This is a genomic window from Mycolicibacterium grossiae (assembly GCF_008329645.1).
In the GTDB taxonomy this organism is placed as follows: domain Bacteria; phylum Actinomycetota; class Actinomycetes; order Mycobacteriales; family Mycobacteriaceae; genus Mycobacterium; species Mycobacterium grossiae.
The window spans coordinates 4036997-4056695 of record NZ_CP043474.1 but is presented as its reverse complement, the minus strand read 5'-3'; the positions used below and the strand labels follow the sequence as shown (position 1 = coordinate 4056695).

Here is a 19699-nt window from a genome sequence, read left to right as displayed (position 1 = left end):
GCACCCCTCGGCAGCAGCCCGCGCCACCGTGCACCGGCTTGTTGGGACACTCTTGGCCCACTAGGACCCCCGACCGCCTCGGTGGGCACTCCCCGAGGCGCACGAAACCCGCTCCGACACTGGTCAGAGCGGGTTTTCCCTGGTCGGGCTGACAGGATTTGAACCTGCGACCACTTGACCCCCAGTCAAGTGCGCTACCAAGCTGCGCCACAGCCCGCGCGCTGCCGAGGATCGCCCGGCAGCGAGACGAAACGATACCTCAGCGGACCCGGAGAAACCCAACCGCGGTCGGCGGCGCGTCAGCGATGCCCGCGCGGGGTAGTACCGAGCGGTGACCAAGGTCCGTGACGACACCCCGCTCTGGCTGTTCGCCGACCAGCTGGGCCCCTCGACCCATGGCGGCGAGCACGCCCACCGCGAGGTGCTGCTCATCGAGGCGACCTCCGCGCTGCGCAAACGCCGCTACCACCGGCAGAAGCTGCACCTGGTGCTGTCGGCGCTGCGGCACGCCGACCGCGACCTCGGCGACCGCTCCACGCTGATCAGGAGCGACACCTACACCGACGCGCTGGAGCGCTTCGACCGGCCGGTGCTGGTACACCAGCCGACGTCCTTCGCCGCCGAGCGGTTCGTGAACAGGCTGTCGGAGCAGGGCCTGGTGGCCGAGGTGCTGCCCACACCGACGTTCGCGCTGCCGCGCAAGGACTTCGAGGAGTGGGCCGGCGAGCGCACCCGGTTCCGCATGGAGGAGTTCTACCGCGACCAGCGCCGCCGCTTCGACGTGCTGATGGAGGGCGCGAACCCCGTCGGCAACCGGTGGAACTACGACGAGGAGAACCGCGAGTCGCCACCGAAGAAGCAGAAGACCCTGGACGTCCCCGCGCCCTACAAGCCGCGCGAGGACGACATCGACGACGAGGTCCGCCGCGACCTCGACGCGATGGAGCTGAACACCGTCGGCGTGGACGGCCCGCGGTTGTTCGCCGTCACCCCGGCCGAGGCCAAGCGCGCGCTCACCCGCTTCATCGAGCACCGGCTGCCATCGTTCGGCACCTACGAGGACGCCATGATGGGCGGTGACTGGGCGATGTCGCACTCGCTGCTGTCGGTTCCGCTCAACCTCGGCGTGCTGCACCCGCTGGACGCCGTGCACGCCGCAGAACGGGCGTACCGCGACGGCCAGGCGCCGCTGGCGGCCGTCGAGGGCTTCATCCGGCAGATCCTCGGCTGGCGCGAGTACATGTGGCACCTCTACTGGCACTTCGGCGAAAGCTACGTCGACGAGAACGAACTCGCCGCGACGACCCCGCTGCCGGACTGGTGGGCCGATCTGGACGCCGACGCCGTCACCGCCGAGTGCCTGCGTCACGCGCTGCTGGGTCTGCGCGACCGTGGCTGGAATCACCACATCCAGCGGCTGATGGTGTTGGGCAACCACGCTCTGCAGCGCGGTTATCAGCCACGCCAGCTCACCGAGTGGTACGCCACCGCCTACGTCGACGGGTTCCGCTGGGTGATGCCCACCAACGTCGTCGGGATGAGCCAGCACGCTGACGGCGGCCGGCTGGCCACCAAGCCGTACGCCGCGGGCGGCGCCTACATCAACAGGATGAGCAACCACTGCGGTGACTGCGCCTACGACCCGAAGAAGCGTCTCGGCGACGACGCGTGCCCCTTCACCGCCGGCTACTGGCAGTTCGTACACCGGCACCGCGACCGGCTGGAGAACAACATGCGCACCCGGCGCGCCGTCTCGTCGCTGGACCGACTGTCCGACGTCGACGCGGTGCTCGAGCAGGAAGCGCAGCGCGAGCACTTCTAGACGGTGACGAGGCGGTACAGCCCGATCAGGCCGACGACGACGATCACGACGCGCAGCGCGTTCGGCGAGAGCCGCCGCCCGTAGTGCGCGCCGAGGAACCCACCGAGCAGTGACCCGACGGCGATCAGGCCGGCCGCGGGCCAGCTGATCCGGTCGAAGGCAACCAGCACGTAGGCCAGCGCGGCGACGACGTTGACGATCAGCGACAGCAGGTTCTTGGCGGCGTTCATCCGCTGCATGTCCTCGGGCAGCAGCGCGCCCATGACGGCGATCAGCAGGATGCCCTGGGCGGCGGTGAAGTAGCCGCCGTACACGCCGACGACGAAGGTGCCGGCGATCAGCGCGATCAGCCGGCCGCGGGTGATGTGCTCCAGCGAGCGGCCGGCGGCCTCGGACCGCCGTCGCGCCCACGCCTGGATCCGCGGGCCCGCCACGACGAGGATCAGCGCGCCGATCAGCAGCACCGGCACGACGGTGATGAACACCTTCTCCGGCAGGTGCAGCAGCAGCCACGCTCCCCCGGCCGCGCCGACCAGCGAGGCGGGCATCTGCCACTTCAGCCGGTCCCACTGGCCGCGCAGCTCGCGGCGGTACCCCCAGGTGCCGGAGATACCGCCCGCCACGAGGCCGACGGCGTTCGACATCGTCGACGTCACCGGCGGATAGCCGAGCGCGACGAGCGTGGGGAACGTGATGAGGGTGCCGGACCCCACGACGGCGTTGATGGCTCCGGCTCCGACGCCCGCCAGGGCGATCAGGATCATGTCGACGACGGGCACCGACCCACGGTAGCGGGTCGTCGGAGGCCTCAGTCGTCGGCGCTCAGCGCCTAGGGCCGCGCTTCTCCCGCACCCGCACGTTGACCCGGATCGGCGTGCCCTCGAAGCCGAACGTCTCCCGCAGCCGCCGTTCGAGGAACCGTCGGTAGCCGGCCTCCAGGAAGCCGGACGTGAACAGCACGAACGTCGGTGGCCGCGCGGTGGCCTGGGTGGCGAACAGGATGCGGGGCTGCTTGCCGCCGCGCACCGGCGGCGGCGTCGCCGCGACGACCTCCTTGAGGAACGTGTTGAGCCGCCCGGTCGAGATGCGGGTGTCCCAGGAGGCGAGCGCGTTCTCCAGCGCCGGCGCCAGCTTCTGCACGGCGCGCCCCGTCTTGGCCGAGATGTTGATGCGCTGCGCCCACGGCAGCTGCGCCAGTTCGCGTTCGATCTCGCGATCCAGGGTGTAGCGCCGGTCCTCGTCGACCAGGTCGGCCTTGTTGAACGCGATCACCAGCGCGCGGCCGGCCTCGACCACCATCGACAGGATGCGCTGATCCTGCTCGGTGAGCGTCTGCGAGGAGTCGATCAGCACGATCACCACCTCGGCGGCGTCGATCGCACCGCGGGTGCGCACCGACGCGTAGAACTCGTGGCCACTGGCCTGGCCGACCTTGCGCCGCAGCCCGGCGGTGTCGACGAAACGCCACGGGGTGCCGTCGAGGTCGATGATCGAGTCGACGGGGTCCACGGTGGTCCCCGCGACGTCGTGCACCACCGACCGCTCGTCGCCGGCGAGCCGGTTGAGCAGCGAACTCTTGCCGACGTTCGGCTTGCCGACCAGCGCGACGCGGCGCGGGCCGCCGGCACCGCCGCCGACCTCCGAGGCCTCGGGCAGCACACGCAGGACCTCGTCGAGCAGGTCGGCGACGCCGCGGCCGTGCATGGCGCTCACCGAATGCGGCTGCCCCAGCCCGAGCGACCACAGCGCGGCGGCCTCGGCCTCGACGCGCTCGTTGTCCACCTTGTTGGCCGCCAGGAAGACCGGCTTGCCGGACCGCTGCAGCCGCCGGGCGGCCGCCTCGTCCGCCGACGTCGCGCCCACCACCGCGTCGACGACGAGGATGATGGCATCCGCCGTCCGCATCGCGACGGTGGCCTGCTCGGCGACCAGCTGCTGCAGGCCCTTGGCGTCGGGCTCCCAGCCGCCGGTGTCCTGCACCACGAAGCGACGTCCCAGCCAGTTCGCGTCGTAGGACACCCGGTCGCGCGTGACGCCCGGGATGTCCTGGACCACGGCTTCACGGCGACCCAGGATGCGGTTCACCAGCGTCGACTTGCCGACGTTCGGCCGGCCCACCACCGCCACCACGGGCGGCGGCGCGTACTCCTCGGCGAGGTCGGACTCGAAGGACTCCGCGTCGATGTCCCAGTCGCTCTCGTCGTACCAGGTGCCGTCGGCCCCGCCGGTCGTTGCGTCGTCGGTCATCGCGTCGCTCCCGCCCGCTGTTCGACCAGCTGCCGCAGATGCTCCACGACGCCGAGTTCGGTCATGTCGCTGGAGTCGACGACGATCGCGTCGTCGGCCGCGCGCAGCGGCGACACCGCCCGCGTCGAGTCCAGGTGGTCGCGGCGCCGGACGTCGGCCAACACGCCGTCGTAGTCGCTCGGTGCGCCGCCGGCGACGTTCTGGTCGTTGCGCCGCCGGGCCCGCTCCTCGGCCGAGGCGGTCAGGAAGATCTTCACGTCCGCGTCGGGCAGCACCACGGTGCCGATGTCCCGCCCCTCGACCACGACGCTGCCGGGGCCGTCGGCCAGCTCGCGCTGCCGCTGCACCAACCGGGCGCGGACCGCGGGCACCGCCGAGACCGCCGAGACCGCCCTGGTCACCGCGTCGCCGCGGATCTCGGCCGAGACGTCCTCACCGGCGAGGTAGGAGCGGTCCTCGTCGGGATCGAAGCCCACCGACAGGTCCACCGTGGCCGCGAGGTCGGCGACCGCGTCGGCGTCGGCCGGGTCGACGCCCGCGCGCAGCACGGCCAGCGTGACGATCCGGTACATCGCCCCGGTGTCGAGGTAGCGCGCGCCGATCGACCGCGCCAATCCCCGTGACACCGAGGACTTTCCGGTGCCCGCCGGTCCGTCGATGGCGATCGTCGCCTCGCTCACAGTCCTACCGCCTTGTACAGTTCGCCGATTTCCTTGCTGGTGAGCACCCGGATGCTGCCCGGTCGCTGATCGCCCAGCGTCACGGTGCCGATGTCGGTGCGCACCAGTTCCTGCACCGGGTAGCCCACCTCGTCGAGCAGCCGCCGCACGATGTGCTTGCGTCCCTCGTGCAGCGTCACCTTGACCATCGACTTGCCCGGTACGGCGCCGACGACGGCGAAGTCGTCGACGGCCACCGGCCCGTCCTCGAGTTCGATGCCGCCGCGCAACTTCTTGCCCAGTCCCCGCGGAACGGTACCCAGCACGGTCGCGACGTAGGTCTTCGGCACCTCGAACGAGGGGTGCATGAGCCGGTGGGCGAGTTCGCCGTCGTTGGTGAGGAGCAACAGGCCCTCGGTGTCGGCGTCGAGGCGGCCGACGTGAAAGAGCTTGTGGTTGCCGCGAACCCGGTGTTCGACGATGTCGCCGATGCACGGCCGACCGCGGTCATCGGACATCGTCGACTGCATGCCGCGCGGCTTGTTGAGCGCGAAGTGGACGAGGTCGTCGTTCATCATGATGCGCGCCCCGTCGACGCGGATCACCGACATCTCCGGGTCCACGCGGGTGCCGAGTTCGGTGACGATCCGGTCGTCCACCTCGACGCGGCCGTCGCGGATCATCCGTTCGGCGACCCGCCGCGAGGCCACCCCGGCCTGGGACAGCACCTTCTGCAGGCGCACGCCGTCGTTGTCTTCGGGCACGGTCAGTCCTTGTCCACGTCGAAGGCGGGCGCCTGGCTGCCCGCGGGGGCGGGCGTTCCGCCGAGCCGGGCGAAACGCGGTTCGTCGCCTAGTGTTTGGGTGATGTCGTCGATCACGTCGACGTCGGGCAGCAGCGGCGCGATGTCGGGTAGGTCGGTCAGCGACGACAGCCCGAGGCGTTCCAAGAACAACTCGGTGGTGGCGAATGTCACCGCGCCGCTGTCCGGGTCGACGCCGGCCTCGGTGATCAGGCCGCGCGCCACCAGCGTGCGGATCACCGCGTCGACGTTGACGCCGCGCACGGCGCTCACCCGCGCGCGGGTCACCGGCTGCCGGTAGGCCACTACGGCCAGCGTCTCGAGTGCCGCGCGGGTGAGCTTGGTGCGGGCGCCGTCGAGCAGCAGGCGCTCGACGTACGGTGCGTAGCGCGCCCGGGTGTACATGCGCCAGCCGCCGCCGGCCTCGCGCAGGTCGATGCCGCTGTCGCGCGCGGCGAGGTCGGCCGCCATCGCCTGCAGCGCCGCCGCCACCCGATAGCCGGGCTGATCGGTGGCCGATGCCAGCGCGTCGAGCGGCACGGGGGTGTCGACCACCAGCAGCAGCGCCTCCAGGACGGCGCGCAGTTCGGCGTCGTCCATCGTGGGTGCCTCGGCGACGCCGAGGTCGAGGACGGGACCGAGGTCGGTGGGGTCCGGGTCGGTGGGGTCCGGGTCGGTGGGGTCTGAGGCGGTGTCGTGGTCGGTCATGGATCTTCCTCCACCGCGGCGGCGAGGTGTTCGTTGGTCGGCCGTTCGCCGGTCCACGAAATCCGCAGCACGTCAAGCGGTTCTGGTTGGGAGAATGCTACCGCCCGGGCGCGGTACAGCTCGAGCAGCGCCAGGAAGCGTCCGACGATCTCCAGCCCGTCTGAGCAGTCCGTCACCAGGTCGGTGAACGTCGCCCACTCCCCGACGCCGCGCAGCTCGAGCAGCGCCATCAGCCGTCGGGCCTGCTCGGGCACCGACACGTTGGGGGCGTGCATGTGCGAGAGCCCCACCGTGGGCACCGGCCGCGGGGTGAACGCCGCCGCGGCGATGGTGGCGAACGCCTCGGCGTCGACGCCGAGCATGACCTCCGGAAGCAGCGCGGCGTAGCGCTCCTCCAGCGCCACCGATCGCGGGTAGCTGCGCATCGCGGCGGCTTCGAGTTCGGCGAACATCTGCGCGACGTGCTTGAACGCGCGGTACTGCAGCAGCCGGGCGAACAGCAGGTCGCGGACCTCCAGCAGCGCCAGGTCCTCGTCGTCGGCCACTTCCCCGGCGGGCAGCAGGCGCGCCGCCTTGAGGTCGAGCAGCGTCGCCGCGATCACCAGGAACGCCGTCGTCTCGTCGAGCGGCAGCTGTGATCCGATCGAGCGGGTGTAGGCGATGAAGTCGTCGGTGACCTGGTGCAGCGCTACCTCGGTGACGTCGAGCCGGTGCGCGAAGATCAGCTGCAGTAGCAGGTCGAACGGACCCTCGAAGTTGTTCAGCCGGACCTGAAAACCCGCGGCTCCGTCCGACGTCGGCGCCGCGGCGGTCACGCGCCGAACCGGTCGATGACCTCGCGCGCCAACGACCGGTAGGCCTGGGCACCGCCGGACTTCGGCGCCCAGGTGGTGATCGGTTCACCGGCGACGCTGGTCTCCGGGAAGCGCACGGTGCGGGTGATGACGGTGTCGAACACCAGGTCGCCGAAGCGCTCGACCACGCGGGCCATCACCTCGCGGGCGTTGACGGTGCGCGGGTCGTAGCGGGTAACCAGGATGCCGCTGATGGACAGCCGGTAGTTGAGCCGGTCGTGCACCTTGTCGACGGTGTCGGTGAGCAGCGCGAGCCCGCGCAGCGAGAAGTACTCGCATTCGGTGGGGATGATGACGCCGTCGGCGCAGGCGAGGCCGTTGACGGTGAGCAGTCCCAGGGACGGCTGGCAGTCGATCAGCACGTAGTCGTACCGGTCGAGCACCGGGTGCAGGGCGCGGGCCAGGGACTGCTCCCGGCCCACCTCGTTGACCAGTTGGATCTCCGCGGCCGACAGATCGATGTTGCTGGGCACCAGATCCAGACCCTTCACCCGGGTCTTGATCAGCACCTCGTCGATGGACACCCGCGGTTCGACCAGCAGGTTGTGCACGGTGTTGTCGAGTTCGTAGTGCGGCACCCCGAGACCCGCCGACAGCGCTCCCTGCGGGTCGAGGTCCACCAGCAGCACGCGCCTGCCGTACTCGGCGAGGCTGGCACCCAGGTTGATGGTCGACGTGGTCTTGCCGACGCCGCCCTTCTGGTTGCACATCGCGATCACCTTGGCCGGCCCGTGGGTCGTGCGTGGCTGCGGTTCGGGCACCGTCCGCGGCGGCCGGCCGGTCAGGCCGACGGCGTCCGGGGCGTCCGGAGAACTCAGATCATCGGACACGCGCGACTCCCCCGCGGGGCCACGACGGGCCGCCGCTGGTCAGACAACCCTGGGGCGTGGCGAACATCCGGAGAAGTCTAACGGCGTGACCACCTCGGGAACGGCAGACCCGCTGCCCGGACGCCGCGGGCCGGCCCGGCCGCGCGCTCAGCGGGCCCTCGGGTGTGCTCCGGCGTACACCTCGCGCAGCGCGCTGACGGTGACCAGCGTGTAGATCTGCGTCGTGGTCACCGAGGCGTGGCCGAGCAGTTCCTGCACCACGCGCACGTCGGCGCCGCCTTCGAGCAGGTGGGTGGCGAACGAGTGGCGCAGCGTGTGCGGCGAGACCGCGGCCGAGATGCCGGCCCGCTCGGCCGCGTCCTGCAGCACCTGCCAGGCGCTCTGCCGGGACAGCCGTCCCCCGCGCGCGTTGAGGAAGATCGCCGCGGTGCCGGTACCACGGCGCGCCAGGTCGGGGCGGCCGCGCACCAGGTAGGCGTCGAGCGCGGCGACGGCCGGCCGACCGATCGGCACCAGTCGCTGCTTGCCACCCTTGCCGCGCAGCAGCACCGAACGGGAGGCGACGTCCACGTCGTCGACGTCCAGGCCGACGGCCTCGGAGATCCGGGCGCCGGTCGAGTACAGCACCTCCAGCAGCGCGCGGTTGCGCAGCGACAGCGGTCCGTCGGCGGGGCTGCCGTCACCCGCGCCGCCCCCGGCGGCCTCGAGCAGTGCGAGCACGTCGTCGACGCCGAGGCTCTTGGGCAGTCGGCGGTTCGGCGTGGGTGGCTTGACCGCTCGGGCGACGTCGACGTCGGTGAGGCCCTCCGCGGCGGCGAACCGGTGCAGGCCGCGCACGGCGATCAGGGCGCGCGCCGCCGAGACCGCCGAGAGTGGGGCCGCCTCGGTGTCGGGATCACCGGTGCGCAGCGCCACCAGGAAGTCGCTGACGTCGGTCTCGGTGACGTCGCGCAGGTCGGCGACGTGGCGTGCCGCCAGGTGCTCGACGTAGCGCCGCAGGTCCCGCCGGTAGGAACTCAGCGTGTTGGCGGCCACGCCGCGTTCGATCGTCAGGTGGTCGAGGTAGCCGCGTACCTGTTCGTCCAGCGCGACGCCGACGGTGGTCACGCCTGGCGGGCCGCGAACGCCGTGGAGCGGTCCTGCCACGGCGCGTCCACCCCGCGCAGCGCGTCGATGCCGCCGTCGCGACCCAGCACCGTCGCGGCGGCCAGCACGCCCGCCACCGCGAGTGAGTTGACGATGTCGCCGCGCAGCACCATGTCGACGGCCGTGGCGAGCGGGATGCTCTCGACCGTCAGGTCGGCCTCCTCGTCGTGCGCCTCGGGCCGGTCGATGCGGGACAGCCCGGTGGCCAGGTAGATCCGGACGCCCTCGTCGCTGAACCCGGCGGCGGAGATGACGTCGACCAGCACGCGCCACTGCTCGGCGGCGAGTCCGGCCTCCTCGCGCAGCTCGCGCGCGGCGCTCAGGTGCGGTTCCTCGCCGCCCATGTCGAGCAGCCCGGCGGGGATCTCCCACAGCCGGCGCCCGACCGGGTGGCGGTACTGGTGCACCATCGTCAGGTTCTGTTCGTCGTCGAGCGCGACGATGCCGACGGCGCCGTAGTGCTCGACCACCTCGCGGCGCGCGGTGCGCCCGCCCGGCATGCTGACCTCGTCGGCGCGCAGCGCGAAGATCTTGCCGACGTAGAGGGTCTCGCTGGACACCGTCTCGAAGTCGTGCTCAGCCACGGGTCGCCGACTCCCAGGCGTACTCGTCGCCGATCTCCATCGGAAGCCGTTCGGCCGCCTTGTAATCCAAGGCCGCGCCGACGAACGCGGCGAACAGCGGATGCGGGCGCGTCGGCCTGCTCTTGAGTTCCGGGTGCGCCTGGGTGCCCACCAGGAACGGGTGGACGTCGGCGGCATACTCGACGAATTCGACGAGGTGCCCGTCGGGTGAGGTGCCGGAGAACACCAGCCCGCTCTCGGCGATCCGGTCGCGGTAGGCGTTGTTCACCTCGTAGCGGTGCCGGTGGCGCTCGGACACGTCGGTCGACTGGTAGGCCTTGGCGACGATCGAACCCTCCTGCAGCACCGCGGGATACGCGCCGAGCCGCATGGTGCCGCCGAGATCGGCCTCCCCGGCGACGATGTGTTCCTGATCGGCCATCGTCGCGATCACCGGGTCGGGGGTGTCGGGGTCGAATTCCGCGGAGCTCGCCTGCGCCAGGCCGACGGAGCGGGCCGCCTCGATCACGATGCACTGCAGGCCCAGGCACAGGCCGAGCACGGGGACGCCCTGCTTGCGGGCGTAGGTGATCGCGCCGATCTTGCCCTCGATGCCGCGGATGCCGAAGCCGCCGGGGATCAGCACCCCGTGCACGTCGTCGAGCGCCGACGCGGCGGTCGCGTCGGTCTCGCAGTCATCGGACGCCACCCAGCGGATGTCGACCTTGGCGTGGTGGGAGAACCCGCCGGCACGCAGCGCCTCGGCCACCGACAGGTACGCATCCGACAGGTCGATGTACTTGCCCACCAGCGCGATTCGCACCGTCTCGTGCGGCTCGTGCACGCGGCGGAGCAGGTCGTCCCACTCGGTCCAGTCGACGTCGCGGAACGGCAGGTTGAGCCGCCGCACCACGTAGGCGTCGAGTTCCTCGCGGTGCAGCACCTTGGGGATGTCGTAGATCGACGGCGCGTCCGGAGTCGAGATGACGCCGTCGACGTCGACGTCGCACATCAGCGCGATCTTGTTCTTCAGCGGCTCGGGCACGTCGCGGTCGCACCGCAGGATCAGGGCGTCCGGCGAGATGCCGATGCTGCGCAGCGCCGCAACGGAGTGCTGCGTCGGCTTGGTCTTGAGCTCCCCCGACGGTGCGAGGTAGGGCACCAGCGACACGTGCAGGAAGAAGCAGTTGTCCCGGCCCACCTCGTGGCGCACCTGCCGGGCCGCCTCGAGGAACGGCAGCGACTCGATGTCGCCGACGGTGCCGCCGATCTCGGTGATGACCACGTCGGGCCGGTTGCCCTCGTCGTCCGGCAGGGCCATCGCGAGGATGCGGGCCTTGATCTCGTCGGTGATGTGCGGGATCACCTGGACGGTGTCGCCGAGGTACTCGCCACGGCGCTCCTTGGCGATCACCGACGAGTACACCTGGCCGGTGGTGACGTTCGCCGAGCCGGACAGGTTCCGGTCCAGGAACCGCTCGTAGTGGCCGACGTCGAGGTCGGTCTCGGCGCCGTCCTCGGTGACGAAGACCTCACCGTGCTGGAACGGGTTCATCGTCCCGGGATCGACGTTGAGGTAGGGATCGAGCTTCTGCATCGTCACCTGCAGACCGCGTGCGGTGAGCAGCTGACCGAGGCTGCTGGCCGTGAGGCCCTTGCCCAGTGACGACGCCACGCCACCGCTGACGAACAGATGCTTCGTCGCCGTCTGCGGGTGCTTGCGCAACGGGTTCGATCGACCGGGCAACAGCTACCTCCGTGGCAATGGGGCAGGTCTTGGTTGTGCGCTGAGGACCAGCTCGGGGCCTGCCGACCCACGGAATCTCACCTTAACATCGACGCCGACATGTCGTCGCCGACGCGCCGTCCCGGCCCGCTACTGCGGCACGGTGACCGCGGTGGCGCCCTGACCGGTGCCGTACTGCCCGGGCTTGCCGCCGCCGACGAGGTCGCCGAGCCCAAGCACCGCCGTGAGACGGCCCGCCTGGGTGTCGACGTCGTCGACGGTGCTCACCGCGCCGCGCAGGGCAGGATCGGCGCGGACGACGGCCACCGCCGCGGTGCCCGACGCCGAGCCGTCGCGGCCGGCGACCAGCGTCCCGGCGCCGTGCGCGGCCATCCCGGCGGCCAGCCGCGCCACGGTGGCGCCCTGGTTGCCGGCGTCGGCGGCCAGTCCCGCACCGGTGACGATCAGGGCCGCGTCGGCGGCGCCGATCCGCTGGTCGCCGTAGCTGAGGAAGCCGGTGTCGCGCAGCGTGGCCAGCACGGTGTCACGCTGGGCGTCGTCGACGGCGGGCGCGGCCGGGTCCCGGTCGCGCAGCAGCGAGATGCCGAGCAGGTCACCCGCCTGCGAGCCCTGATCCACCTGGGTGGTGCTGAGCTGGCGACCCGCGGGCACGATCGGGGAGTTGACCACCGACAGCAGCTTCTCCGAGGCGTTCGCGTCGACGAACTGCTGGGTGAGTTCCACCGTCCCGCTCACCGTGCCGCCCGCGGCGCCGACGTAGCGGGTGAGGGCGTCGACGTCGTCGTCGGCGGCGTCCGGGGTGCGGAACAGCACCACCGACCGTCCCTTCAGCGCGTCGCGCAGGATCCGCGGCGACATCTGGGCGTCGAAATCGCCTGCGGCGTTCAGCTTCTCGTTGAGCATGTTGCGCTCGTCGGTGAGGCCGTTGATCTGGTTTTGCAGTTCGTGCTTGTCGTCGCGCAGCCCGGACAGCAGCGTGTTCGACAGCAGCCCCGAGCCGAGCATCACCCCGACCGCCAGCGCCAGGAACACCGCGGCGAGCGATATCGCGTGCGAGCGAAGGGAAATCACCGGCGCATCTCCTAGGTGACCAGGCCCTGAACCCAGAGCGTGAGCTGATTCCAGTACTCGGAGAGCCACTGCAGCACCGCGGCATCGGCGCGCGACACCCACAGCGCCACGATCACCGCGACCAGCATGGCCAGCACCAGCAGCGCGATCGCGCCGCCGGAGATCCGGCTGCGGTACAGCGTCGCCACGGCCTTGGCGTCGACGAGCTTCTCGCCGACCTTGAGTCGGGTGAGGAACGTCGACGGGTTGCTGTGCTGCCGCGTGCGGTCGAAGAACTCCTCGATCGACGCGCTGTGCCCGGCGGTCACGATCAGCGAGGCGCCGTGGTGGTCGGCGAGCAGCAGCGCCAGGTCCGCGGCCGAGCCGGCGGCCGGGAACGTCATGGCCCCGACGCCGAGGTCCTGGATGCGCTCGAGTCCCTTGGCGTGGCCGTCCGCGTCGGCCGGCAGCACGACCTGGGCACCGGATCGGAGCACCTCGACGCTCATCACGTCGGGGTCGCCCACGATGAGCGCCGGACGGTGCCCGGCCTTGCGCAGGACGTCCGCACCCACCCCGACGCCGACGAGCACCGGCTGGTACTCCTTGATGAACGGCTTGAGCGCCTTGAGATCGTCTGCGGCGGAGTCTCCTTCGGCCACCACGACGACGTGCCGGCGGCGCAGGTCCACGTCGACGTCGGGGATGCCCATGCCATCGATCAGCAGCGGGCTCTCGCTGCGGATGAACTCGATGGTGTTGCCCGCGAAGGCCTCCAGGTGGGCCACCAGACCGGTCTTCGCCTCGATCATGAGGTCGTGGATCTCGAGGTCGGTGCGCTCGTGGCCGAGGGCGATGCGGCGGTCACCGGCGTACACGCCACCGTTGTGCAGGCGGACCTTCGCGCCGTCCTTGACCTTCTTGAAGACCTCCGGGCCGGTCTCGTCGATGAGCGTGATCCCGTTGGCCACCAACACTTCCGGGCCGAGGTTCGGGTAGCGCCCGGAGATGGACGGGGACGCGTTGACGACGGCGGCCACCTGGGCGTCGACGAACGCGTCGGCGGTGATCCGGTCGAGGTCCAGGGCGTCGATCACGACGACGTCCCCGGGTCCGATGCGTCGCAGCAGACGGTCGATGTCACGGTCGACGCGGGCGATACCTGACACGCCGGGTCGCGGACCGGCGTTACGGGAGAGCAGCGCTGACATCTTCATGCGCCGATTCTGTCGGCCAACCCTCGAGTAGAGGTGGAGGCGCGCCGTAACATCCGCCTCAGAAGTTCTCTCCAGTCACACGCGTAACACGTCTCAGGCGTCCTGGTGCACGTCCTGGCGCGCCGCCTCGAGCAGCTCCCGCGCGTGCGCGCGTCCACTGTCGGACTCGCCGAGGCCGGCCAGCATCCGCGCCAGTTCGGCGACCCGGGCGTCGTCATCGAGCCGGCGCACCACGCTCGCCTTGCCGCCGCGCCCACCGGCGCTGTCCACCATCAGATGCGCGTCGGCGTAGGCCGCCACCTGCGGCAGGTGCGTCACCACGATCACCTGGTGGGTCCGGGCGAGCCGCGCCAGCCGGCGGCCGATCTGCACCGCCGCGCGGCCACCGACGCCGGCGTCCACCTCGTCGAACACCATCGTCGTGTTCTCCGCGGACGCCGACAGCACCACCTCCAGCGCCAGCATCACCCGGGACAGTTCACCGCCCGATGCGCTCCTGGCCAGCGGGAGCACGTCGGATCCGCGGTGCGGCGCGAAGCCGAACTCGACGGCGTCCACCCCGTCGGAGCCGGCGTGCACCCGGGTGCCGTCGGGCAGTACGAGCGGAGCCGTGTCGTCGGCGCGCGCGGTCAGCGGCGTGACGGTGATCGCGAAGCCCGCACCAGCCATCGCCAAGCCGGCGAGTTCGGCGGTCACCGCCTTCGCAAGCCCCTTGGCGGCCTTGGTCCTCGCCTTGGTGATCGCGGTCGCCGCCGTCACGACAACGGACTCGAGGTCGTCGACGCGCCGCTGCAGCGCCGCCAACGCGTCCTCGGACACGTCGAGCCCCGCCAGCCGGCGCCGGGCGTCGTCGGCCCACGCCAGCACGCCGTCGACGTCCGCGGCGTACTTGCGCGTCAGCGTGCGCAATTCGGCCTGACGGGCCAGCTTGGTCTCCAGCGTGCTCGCGTCGCTGGGCAGTTCGGCGAGGAAGTCGCCGAGCTCGGCGGACACGTCGCCGACGACGGCGAGCGCCTCGGTGAGCCGCTCCCCCAGCGCTTGGAGCGCCGCGTCGTCGGTTCCGCCCAGCGCCGCCTTCGCCTGCCCGAGCGCGTCGGCGGCCGACGCCCCGTCGGGCGCCGGGTCGTCGGGCGGACCGGACAGCGCGGTGCGGGCGGTCAGCGCGGCCTCCCGGACCGCGTCGAGTTCGCTCAGCCGACGGATCTCCGAGACCAGCGTCTCGTCCTCACCGGGTTGCGGTGCGACGCCGTCGATCTCGTCGATGCCGAACTGCAGTCGGTCGGACTCCAGAGCGAGTTCGCGGGCGCGCCGGCGGCGGTCGTCGAGGTCCCGCCGCGCCGTCAACCACTCCTCCCGGGCCGCGCGGTACCGGTGCACGGCCGACTCGACGTCGACGTAGCGGTCCAGCGCTGCGAGCTGTTCGTCGGGCCGCATGAGCCGCAGTTGGTCGTTCTGGCCATGCAGCGCCAGCAGTTCGGTGGTAAACGTGCCCAGTGACTTCGCCGGCACGCTGCGCCCGCCGAGGTAGGCGCGCGACGGGCCGTCCCGGCTCACCGACCGCGCGGCGATCACGCTGCCGTCGTCGTCGCGTTCCGCGCCCGACGCGTCGAGCACCTCGTCGACGCGGGCAGCCACCCGGGGCCCGAGGTCGGTGGTGCTGAAGCGGCCTTCGACGACGGCGCGCTCGGCGCCCGACCGCACGCGCGTCGCGTCCGCGCGGGCGCCGCCGAGGAGGTGCAGGCTGGTGACGACCATGGTCTTGCCGGTGCCGGTCTCGCCGGTGAGCACCGTCAGGCCGCGGTCGAACTCCGCGGTGGCGGAGTCGATGGCGCCGAGCGCCTCGATCCGGATCTCGGAGAGCACTACGGCCCACGCCATCCGGTGACCGGCAGGCGGAACTTGCGCACCAGGCGGTCGGTGAACGGGGCACTGTCGAGCCGCACCCACTTCAGCGGCGTGCCGCAGCGCGTGACCTCCAGACGGCCACCGGCGGGGATCACCATGTTGCGCCGGCCGTCGCAGAACACCGTCGCCTCGTGGCCGCCGGCCTCGATCTCGATGGCGATCGACGCGTCCGGGCTGGTCACCATGGGCCGCGCGAACAGGGCGTGCGCGTTGTTCGGCACCACCAGGATCGACTCGATGTCGGGCCACAGGATGGGCCCGCCCGCCGAGAACGCGTACGCCGTCGACCCGGTCGGCGTCGACACCAGCACGCCGTCACAGCCGAACGACGACACCGGCCGTCCGTCGACCTCGAGGACGACGTTCAGCACGCCCAGCCGCGGGCCCTTCTCCAGGCTCGCCTCGTTGAGCGCCCAGCCGCGGTGCACGATGCGTCCGTCGACGCGGACCACCACGTCGAGCGTCATGCGCTCCTCCACCCGGTAGTCCTGGGAGACGATGTGGTCGAGCACGACGTCGATGGCGTCGGCTTCGGCCTCGGCGAGGAAGCCGATGTGGCCGAGATTGACGCCGACGACCGGGATCTCGACGTTGCGCGCCAGTTCGGCGGCGCGCAGGAACGTGCCGTCGCCGCCGAGCGCCAGCACCAGCTCGCATCCCTCGGCGGCGTTCTCGTCGGCGGCGACGACCTCGATGTCGACGCCGAAGTCCCGCCCGCCATCGGCGTCCCGCGGCATCGAGCCGCGGTCGACCGCCTCGGCGGCGAGCAACCGCAGCGCGATCCCGTTGTCGCCGAGGCCCTTCTCGACCCGCCGGAACGTCTCGGTGGCGTCGTCGCGCCCGGTGTGCATGACCACCAGCACGGTGCGGTCCGACGTCACCGCGGCCCCTCCGCGACGGTGCGGCGGACGGCGTCCTCGAGCGCCGTGCCGGCCAGGGGTTCCGGCGTACGGGCCCGCAGCCGGAGGAAGTACTCGACGTTGCCCGACGGTCCCGGCAGCGGGCTGGAGGTCACGCCGACGGCGTGCCAGCCCAGCTCGGCCGCGCGTCGGGCGACGGTCAGCACGGCGTCGACCCGGAGTTCGGGATCGCTCACCACGCCGCCCGGACCGACGCGCTCCTTGCCCACTTCGAACTGTGGCTTCACCATGGGAACGATATCGGCGTCCGGGGAGGCGCACGAAGCCAGTGCGGGCAGCACGGTGGTCAGCGAGATGAACGACAGGTCCGCGACCACCGCGTCGACGGGCCCGCCGATGGTCTCCGGCGTCAGCGAGCGGACGTTGGTGCGTTCGATCACCACGACGCGCGGATCGGAACGCAGCGACCACGCGAGCTGGCCGTAGCCGACGTCGGCAGCGACGACCTGGTCGGCGCCGCGGTCCAGCAGGACCTCGGTGAAACCACCCGTCGACGCGCCGGCGTCGAGGCAGCGGCGACCGGAGACGTCGAGGGCGAAGGCGTCGAGCGCGCCGATCAGCTTGTGCGCCCCGCGCGACACCCACGTGCGTTCGTCGGCGGCGACGGTGATGCGAGCGTCGATTCCGACGGCGGTCGCGGGCTTCGCGGCGGGCATGCCGTCGATGCGCACCCGTCCGGCGCCGATCAGTTCGGCGGCCTGCTGCCGGGACCGGGCCAGTCCGCGCCGGACCAGCTCGGCATCGATCCTCGCGCGCCGCGTCACGGGCGGCTCAGTTCCAGGGCGCCGACGCGTGGGTGACCTGACCGTGTTCCACCGACTCGAGGGCGTTGAGCAGGAGGTCGTGGGCTTCCTCCAGCCGTGCCGCCACGTGCTCGGCGTCGACGTCGGGGGCGTCGGCGGCGGGCAGCTCGGCGAGCAGCGCCTCGATCTCCCACCGGATCTGGTCGGGGTCGTTGGTCATGTCGACTGCCACGCTAGTCGATCGGGCGTTGCAGCAGCGACCAGCGCTCCAGCGCCTCGCGCGCGTCCGCGTCCCCGGCGACGACGGCGAAGTCCCGCCCGCCGAGGTCGGACTGCCAGACGGCGCTGGCCGTGGCCCGCACCACCGACAGCGGATCGTCGGCCGGCGTACCGTCGGAGTGCACGGTCACCGAGCCGGGTCCGACCTCGACCCGCCAGGCCGGGTGCGGCGCCACGCGCAGGGCGTCCGGCGCATCGAACAGGGCTCGCAGATCGGGTCCGACGAAGGTGGGGCGCTCCTCGGGCACGGCGTGCACCATGTCCGCGGCCGTGCTGACCCCGGTGAGCACCAGCAGGCTCGGCAGTCCGGCCGCTCCGGCGCCCGCGATGTCGGTGTCCAGGCGATCGCCGACCACCAGCGCCGACGCGAAGTCGCCGCGGGCAAGGGCGTCGTTGAGCAGGGTGGGCTGCGGCTTGCCGGCCACCTGCGGCCGACGGTCGGTGGCGGTGGACAGCGCCGCGACCATCGACCCGTTGCCCGGAAGCAGGCCCCGTTCCGACGGCAGCGTGCGGTCGACGTTGGCGGCGACCCAGAGGGCACCGGACCGGATGGCCAGGGCGGCCTCGGCGAGCGTCGTCCAGCCGGTCTCCGGCGAGTGCCCCTGCACCACCGCGACCGGGTCGTCGGCGAACTGACGCACCGGCGCCAGCCCGACGCCGCGCACCTCGTCGGCCAGCGCCTCGGTACCGATGACGAGGACCCGCGAGCCGGCCTCGAGTTGGCTGGCCAGCAGCCGCGCCGCGCTCTGCGCACTGGTGACGACGTCGTCCGCGGCGGCGCGGAAGCCCATGTCCACCAGGTGCTGCGCGACCTCGCCGGGCCCGCGCGAGGCGTTGTTGGTCACGTACAGCGTCCGCGCCTCGATCGCGGCGAGGGTGTCGACCGCACCCTCGGTCGGCTGCTGGCCGCGGAAGACGGTGCCGTCGAGATCGAGCAGCAGGCAGTCGTGCTCTCGAGCGAGCGTCGTCACGTCAGGACAGCTCCGTGATGCGGTCTTCGGCGTCGGTGACGCCCTCGACGTCGGCCGCGGCGGTGTGGATGAACCACTGCAACGCCTCGGCGTCCCGACCGAGCGCGAGCAGCGTGTCGGCGTAGGCGTAGAAGAGCCGGGCGGCGGTCTGCCCGGTGCGGGTCGGATCGAGTGACGGGTTGGCGAGCGTGGCGAGGGCCTGCTCGTGCTGGCCGAGGTCGTTGCGCGCGCCGGCGGCGACGATGCGCAGTTCGTCGGCGTCGTCACCGCTCAACTGGGCGGCCTCGGGGCTGCGCGCCAGCTCGATGGCTCGTTCGGGCCGGCCGACCCCGCGCTCGCAGTCGGCGATGACGGGGAGCAGCGGGGACTTGCTGCCCATCCGCCGGGCGGCACGGAACTCGGCGAGGGCCTGGGCCCAGTCGCCGGTGTGGTAGGCCGCGACGCCGACGGCCTCGCGGACCGCCGCGATCCGCCCGGCGCGACCGCGGGCGGCCTGGGCGTGCGCCAACGCCGTGGCGGGATCCTCGTCGAGGAGTTCGCCGGCGGCCACCAGGTGACGGGCGACGTAGTCGGCGGTCGACTTGTCCAGGGTCAGCAGCTCGCCACGGATCTCGGGGGCCAACTGCTTGGCTTCGATCTCCTTCGGCAGCGGCGGCCCGGATCGCGGGGCGGTCTGGTCGTCCTGCGGCTGGCTGCGGCGGGCGCGATCCGGCCCGGACGTCCGAGGGGTGGAACGGTCCCCACGCGACGGGCGTCGCGGACCGCCGCGGTCGCCCTGCGGTCCGTTGCGATCGCCCTGGGTTCCGTTGCGATCGCCCTGCGGCGAGCGGCGGGACGCGTTGCGGTCGCCGTACTGCGCGCGGGCTCCCCCGGAGTTCGACGTCCGCCGCGGACCTCGGGCGTCACCGCCTTGGCTGTCTCCTGCCACGTTTCGCCTTTCCAGTCACGCGCCGTCCCGATGAGGATACGGGGCCGTTCGCCGCGGTGCGACGACCCGGAATTCCGGCCGGCGGCCCATCGTCATGCCGTCGCCGTCGTGCGCAGTCTTCTCGATGAAAGTCACTGCGCGACAAAGCGAATCGCCCCCCACGCATGGTGGGGGGCGATTCCAAAGGGTGTTCGGCGGTGTCCTACTTTTCCACCCGTGTGGGTAGTATCATCGGCGCTGGCAGGCTTAGCTTCCGGGTTCGGGATGGGACCGGGCGTTTCCCTGCCGCTATTACCGCCGTAACTCTA

Annotated in this window: 19 protein-coding genes, 1 tRNA gene and 1 rRNA gene; 1 reads left to right on the top strand and 20 read right to left on the bottom strand. The window is 71.8% G+C overall.

Going from position 1 to position 19699, the window contains the following annotated elements; genetic code table 11:
- Positions 1-140: 140 nt before the first annotated feature.
- A tRNA-Pro gene (locus FZ046_RS19505) sits at positions 141-217 on the bottom strand.
- 114 nt (positions 218-331) lie between these two features.
- On the opposite strand from FZ046_RS19505, the gene FZ046_RS19500 reads away from it, so the two are divergent.
- Positions 332-1822 (top strand): cryptochrome/photolyase family protein, encoded by a 1491-nt coding sequence (locus tag FZ046_RS19500; protein WP_070354574.1) that lies wholly within the window; start codon positions 332-334, stop codon positions 1820-1822.
- Here the strand turns inward: FZ046_RS19500 and FZ046_RS19495 are convergent.
- From FZ046_RS19495 to rrf, 19 genes are all read right to left on the bottom strand, one after another.
- On the bottom strand, positions 1819-2586 hold the full coding sequence (locus FZ046_RS19495) for a sulfite exporter TauE/SafE family protein (RefSeq protein WP_176749607.1): 768 nt from the start codon (positions 2584-2586) through the stop codon (positions 1819-1821). The two genes, FZ046_RS19500 and FZ046_RS19495, sit on opposite strands and share 4 nt — an antisense overlap.
- Before the next feature lie 58 nt (positions 2587-2644).
- Positions 2645-4069 carry a ribosome biogenesis GTPase Der gene (der, locus tag FZ046_RS19490; RefSeq protein ID WP_070354576.1) on the bottom strand — a complete coding sequence of 475 codons (1425 nt, stop codon included), beginning with the start codon at positions 4067-4069 and terminating at the stop codon, positions 2645-2647.
- Positions 4066-4749, bottom strand: coding sequence for a (d)CMP kinase (gene cmk / locus FZ046_RS19485; protein WP_070354577.1), 684 nt, complete (start codon positions 4747-4749; stop codon positions 4066-4068). Before cmk ends, der begins: the two co-directional genes overlap by 4 nt.
- On the bottom strand, positions 4746-5492 hold the full coding sequence (locus FZ046_RS19480) for a pseudouridine synthase (protein WP_099045994.1): 747 nt from the start codon (positions 5490-5492) through the stop codon (positions 4746-4748). The genes cmk and FZ046_RS19480 overlap by 4 nt, the downstream gene beginning before the upstream one ends.
- A 2-nt stretch (positions 5493-5494) precedes the next feature.
- Positions 5495-6238 (bottom strand): SMC-Scp complex subunit ScpB, encoded by a 744-nt coding sequence (gene scpB, locus FZ046_RS19475; protein WP_070354578.1) that lies wholly within the window; start codon positions 6236-6238, stop codon positions 5495-5497.
- Positions 6235-7053 carry a segregation/condensation protein A gene (locus FZ046_RS19470; protein WP_070354579.1) on the bottom strand — a complete coding sequence of 273 codons (819 nt, stop codon included), beginning with the start codon at positions 7051-7053 and terminating at the stop codon, positions 6235-6237. Before FZ046_RS19470 ends, scpB begins: the two co-directional genes overlap by 4 nt.
- Positions 7050-7922, bottom strand: a complete 873-nt coding sequence (locus tag FZ046_RS19465) for a ParA family protein (RefSeq protein ID WP_070354580.1) — start codon at positions 7920-7922, stop codon at positions 7050-7052. Before FZ046_RS19465 ends, FZ046_RS19470 begins: the two co-directional genes overlap by 4 nt.
- A gap of 147 nt (positions 7923-8069) precedes the next feature.
- The gene (xerD, locus tag FZ046_RS19460; RefSeq protein WP_070354593.1) at positions 8070-9029 is read right to left on the bottom strand and encodes a site-specific tyrosine recombinase XerD; all 960 of its coding nucleotides are present in this window, start codon (positions 9027-9029) and stop codon (positions 8070-8072) included.
- On the bottom strand, positions 9026-9652 hold the full coding sequence (locus FZ046_RS19455) for an NUDIX domain-containing protein (protein WP_070354581.1): 627 nt from the start codon (positions 9650-9652) through the stop codon (positions 9026-9028). The genes xerD and FZ046_RS19455 overlap by 4 nt, the downstream gene beginning before the upstream one ends.
- On the bottom strand, positions 9645-11378 hold the full coding sequence (locus FZ046_RS19450; protein WP_070354582.1) for a CTP synthase: 1734 nt from the start codon (positions 11376-11378) through the stop codon (positions 9645-9647). The genes FZ046_RS19455 and FZ046_RS19450 overlap by 8 nt, the downstream gene beginning before the upstream one ends.
- A gap of 129 nt (positions 11379-11507) precedes the next feature.
- Complete coding sequence (locus FZ046_RS19445; RefSeq protein WP_070354583.1) at positions 11508-12449, bottom strand: copper transporter; 942 nt, start codon at positions 12447-12449, stop codon at positions 11508-11510.
- Positions 12450-12460: 11 nt separating this feature from the next.
- Positions 12461-13645, bottom strand: a complete 1185-nt coding sequence (steA, locus tag FZ046_RS19440) for a putative cytokinetic ring protein SteA (RefSeq protein ID WP_070354584.1) — start codon at positions 13643-13645, stop codon at positions 12461-12463.
- Between the two features lie 93 nt (positions 13646-13738).
- Entirely contained in the window at positions 13739-15508 is a 1770-nt protein-coding gene (gene recN / locus FZ046_RS19435; protein WP_070354585.1) for a DNA repair protein RecN, read from the bottom strand.
- On the bottom strand, positions 15508-16431 hold the full coding sequence (locus FZ046_RS19430) for an NAD kinase (protein ID WP_070354586.1): 924 nt from the start codon (positions 16429-16431) through the stop codon (positions 15508-15510). The genes recN and FZ046_RS19430 overlap by 1 nt, the downstream gene beginning before the upstream one ends.
- A complete protein-coding gene (locus FZ046_RS19425) occupies positions 16428-17234 on the bottom strand; it encodes a TlyA family RNA methyltransferase (RefSeq protein ID WP_070354587.1) in 807 nt (268 codons plus the stop codon). Before FZ046_RS19425 ends, FZ046_RS19430 begins: the two co-directional genes overlap by 4 nt.
- Positions 17235-17241: 7 nt before the next feature.
- Positions 17242-17433: a hypothetical protein gene (locus FZ046_RS19420; protein ID WP_070354594.1), complete on the bottom strand. Its 192-nt coding sequence runs from the start codon at positions 17431-17433 to the stop codon at positions 17242-17244.
- Positions 17434-17446: 13 nt separating this feature from the next.
- Positions 17447-18463, bottom strand: coding sequence for an HAD-IIA family hydrolase (locus FZ046_RS19415; protein WP_070354588.1), 1017 nt, complete (start codon positions 18461-18463; stop codon positions 17447-17449).
- A gap of 1 nt (position 18464) precedes the next feature.
- Entirely contained in the window at positions 18465-19391 is a 927-nt protein-coding gene (locus FZ046_RS19410; protein WP_083298389.1) for a tetratricopeptide repeat protein, read from the bottom strand.
- Positions 19392-19580: 189 nt separating this feature from the next.
- Positions 19581-19693 (bottom strand): 5S ribosomal RNA (gene rrf / locus FZ046_RS19405).
- Positions 19694-19699 lie beyond the last annotated feature (6 nt).

Bases quoted from the DNA above. Each gene is read 5' to 3' on its own strand.
- scpB (WP_070354578.1), bottom strand. From the start codon at position 6,238: ATGACCGACCACGACACCGCCTCAGACCCCACCGACCCGGACCCCACC.
- der (WP_070354576.1), bottom strand. From the start codon at position 4,069: ATGACCGACGACGCAACGACCGGCGGGGCCGACGGCACCTGGTACGAC.
- steA (WP_070354584.1), bottom strand. From the start codon at position 13,645: ATGAAGATGTCAGCGCTGCTCTCCCGTAACGCCGGTCCGCGACCCGGC.
- FZ046_RS19420 (WP_070354594.1), bottom strand. From the start codon at position 17,433: ATGACCAACGACCCCGACCAGATCCGGTGGGAGATCGAGGCGCTGCTC.
- FZ046_RS19495 (WP_176749607.1), bottom strand. From the start codon at position 2,586: ATGATCCTGATCGCCCTGGCGGGCGTCGGAGCCGGAGCCATCAACGCC.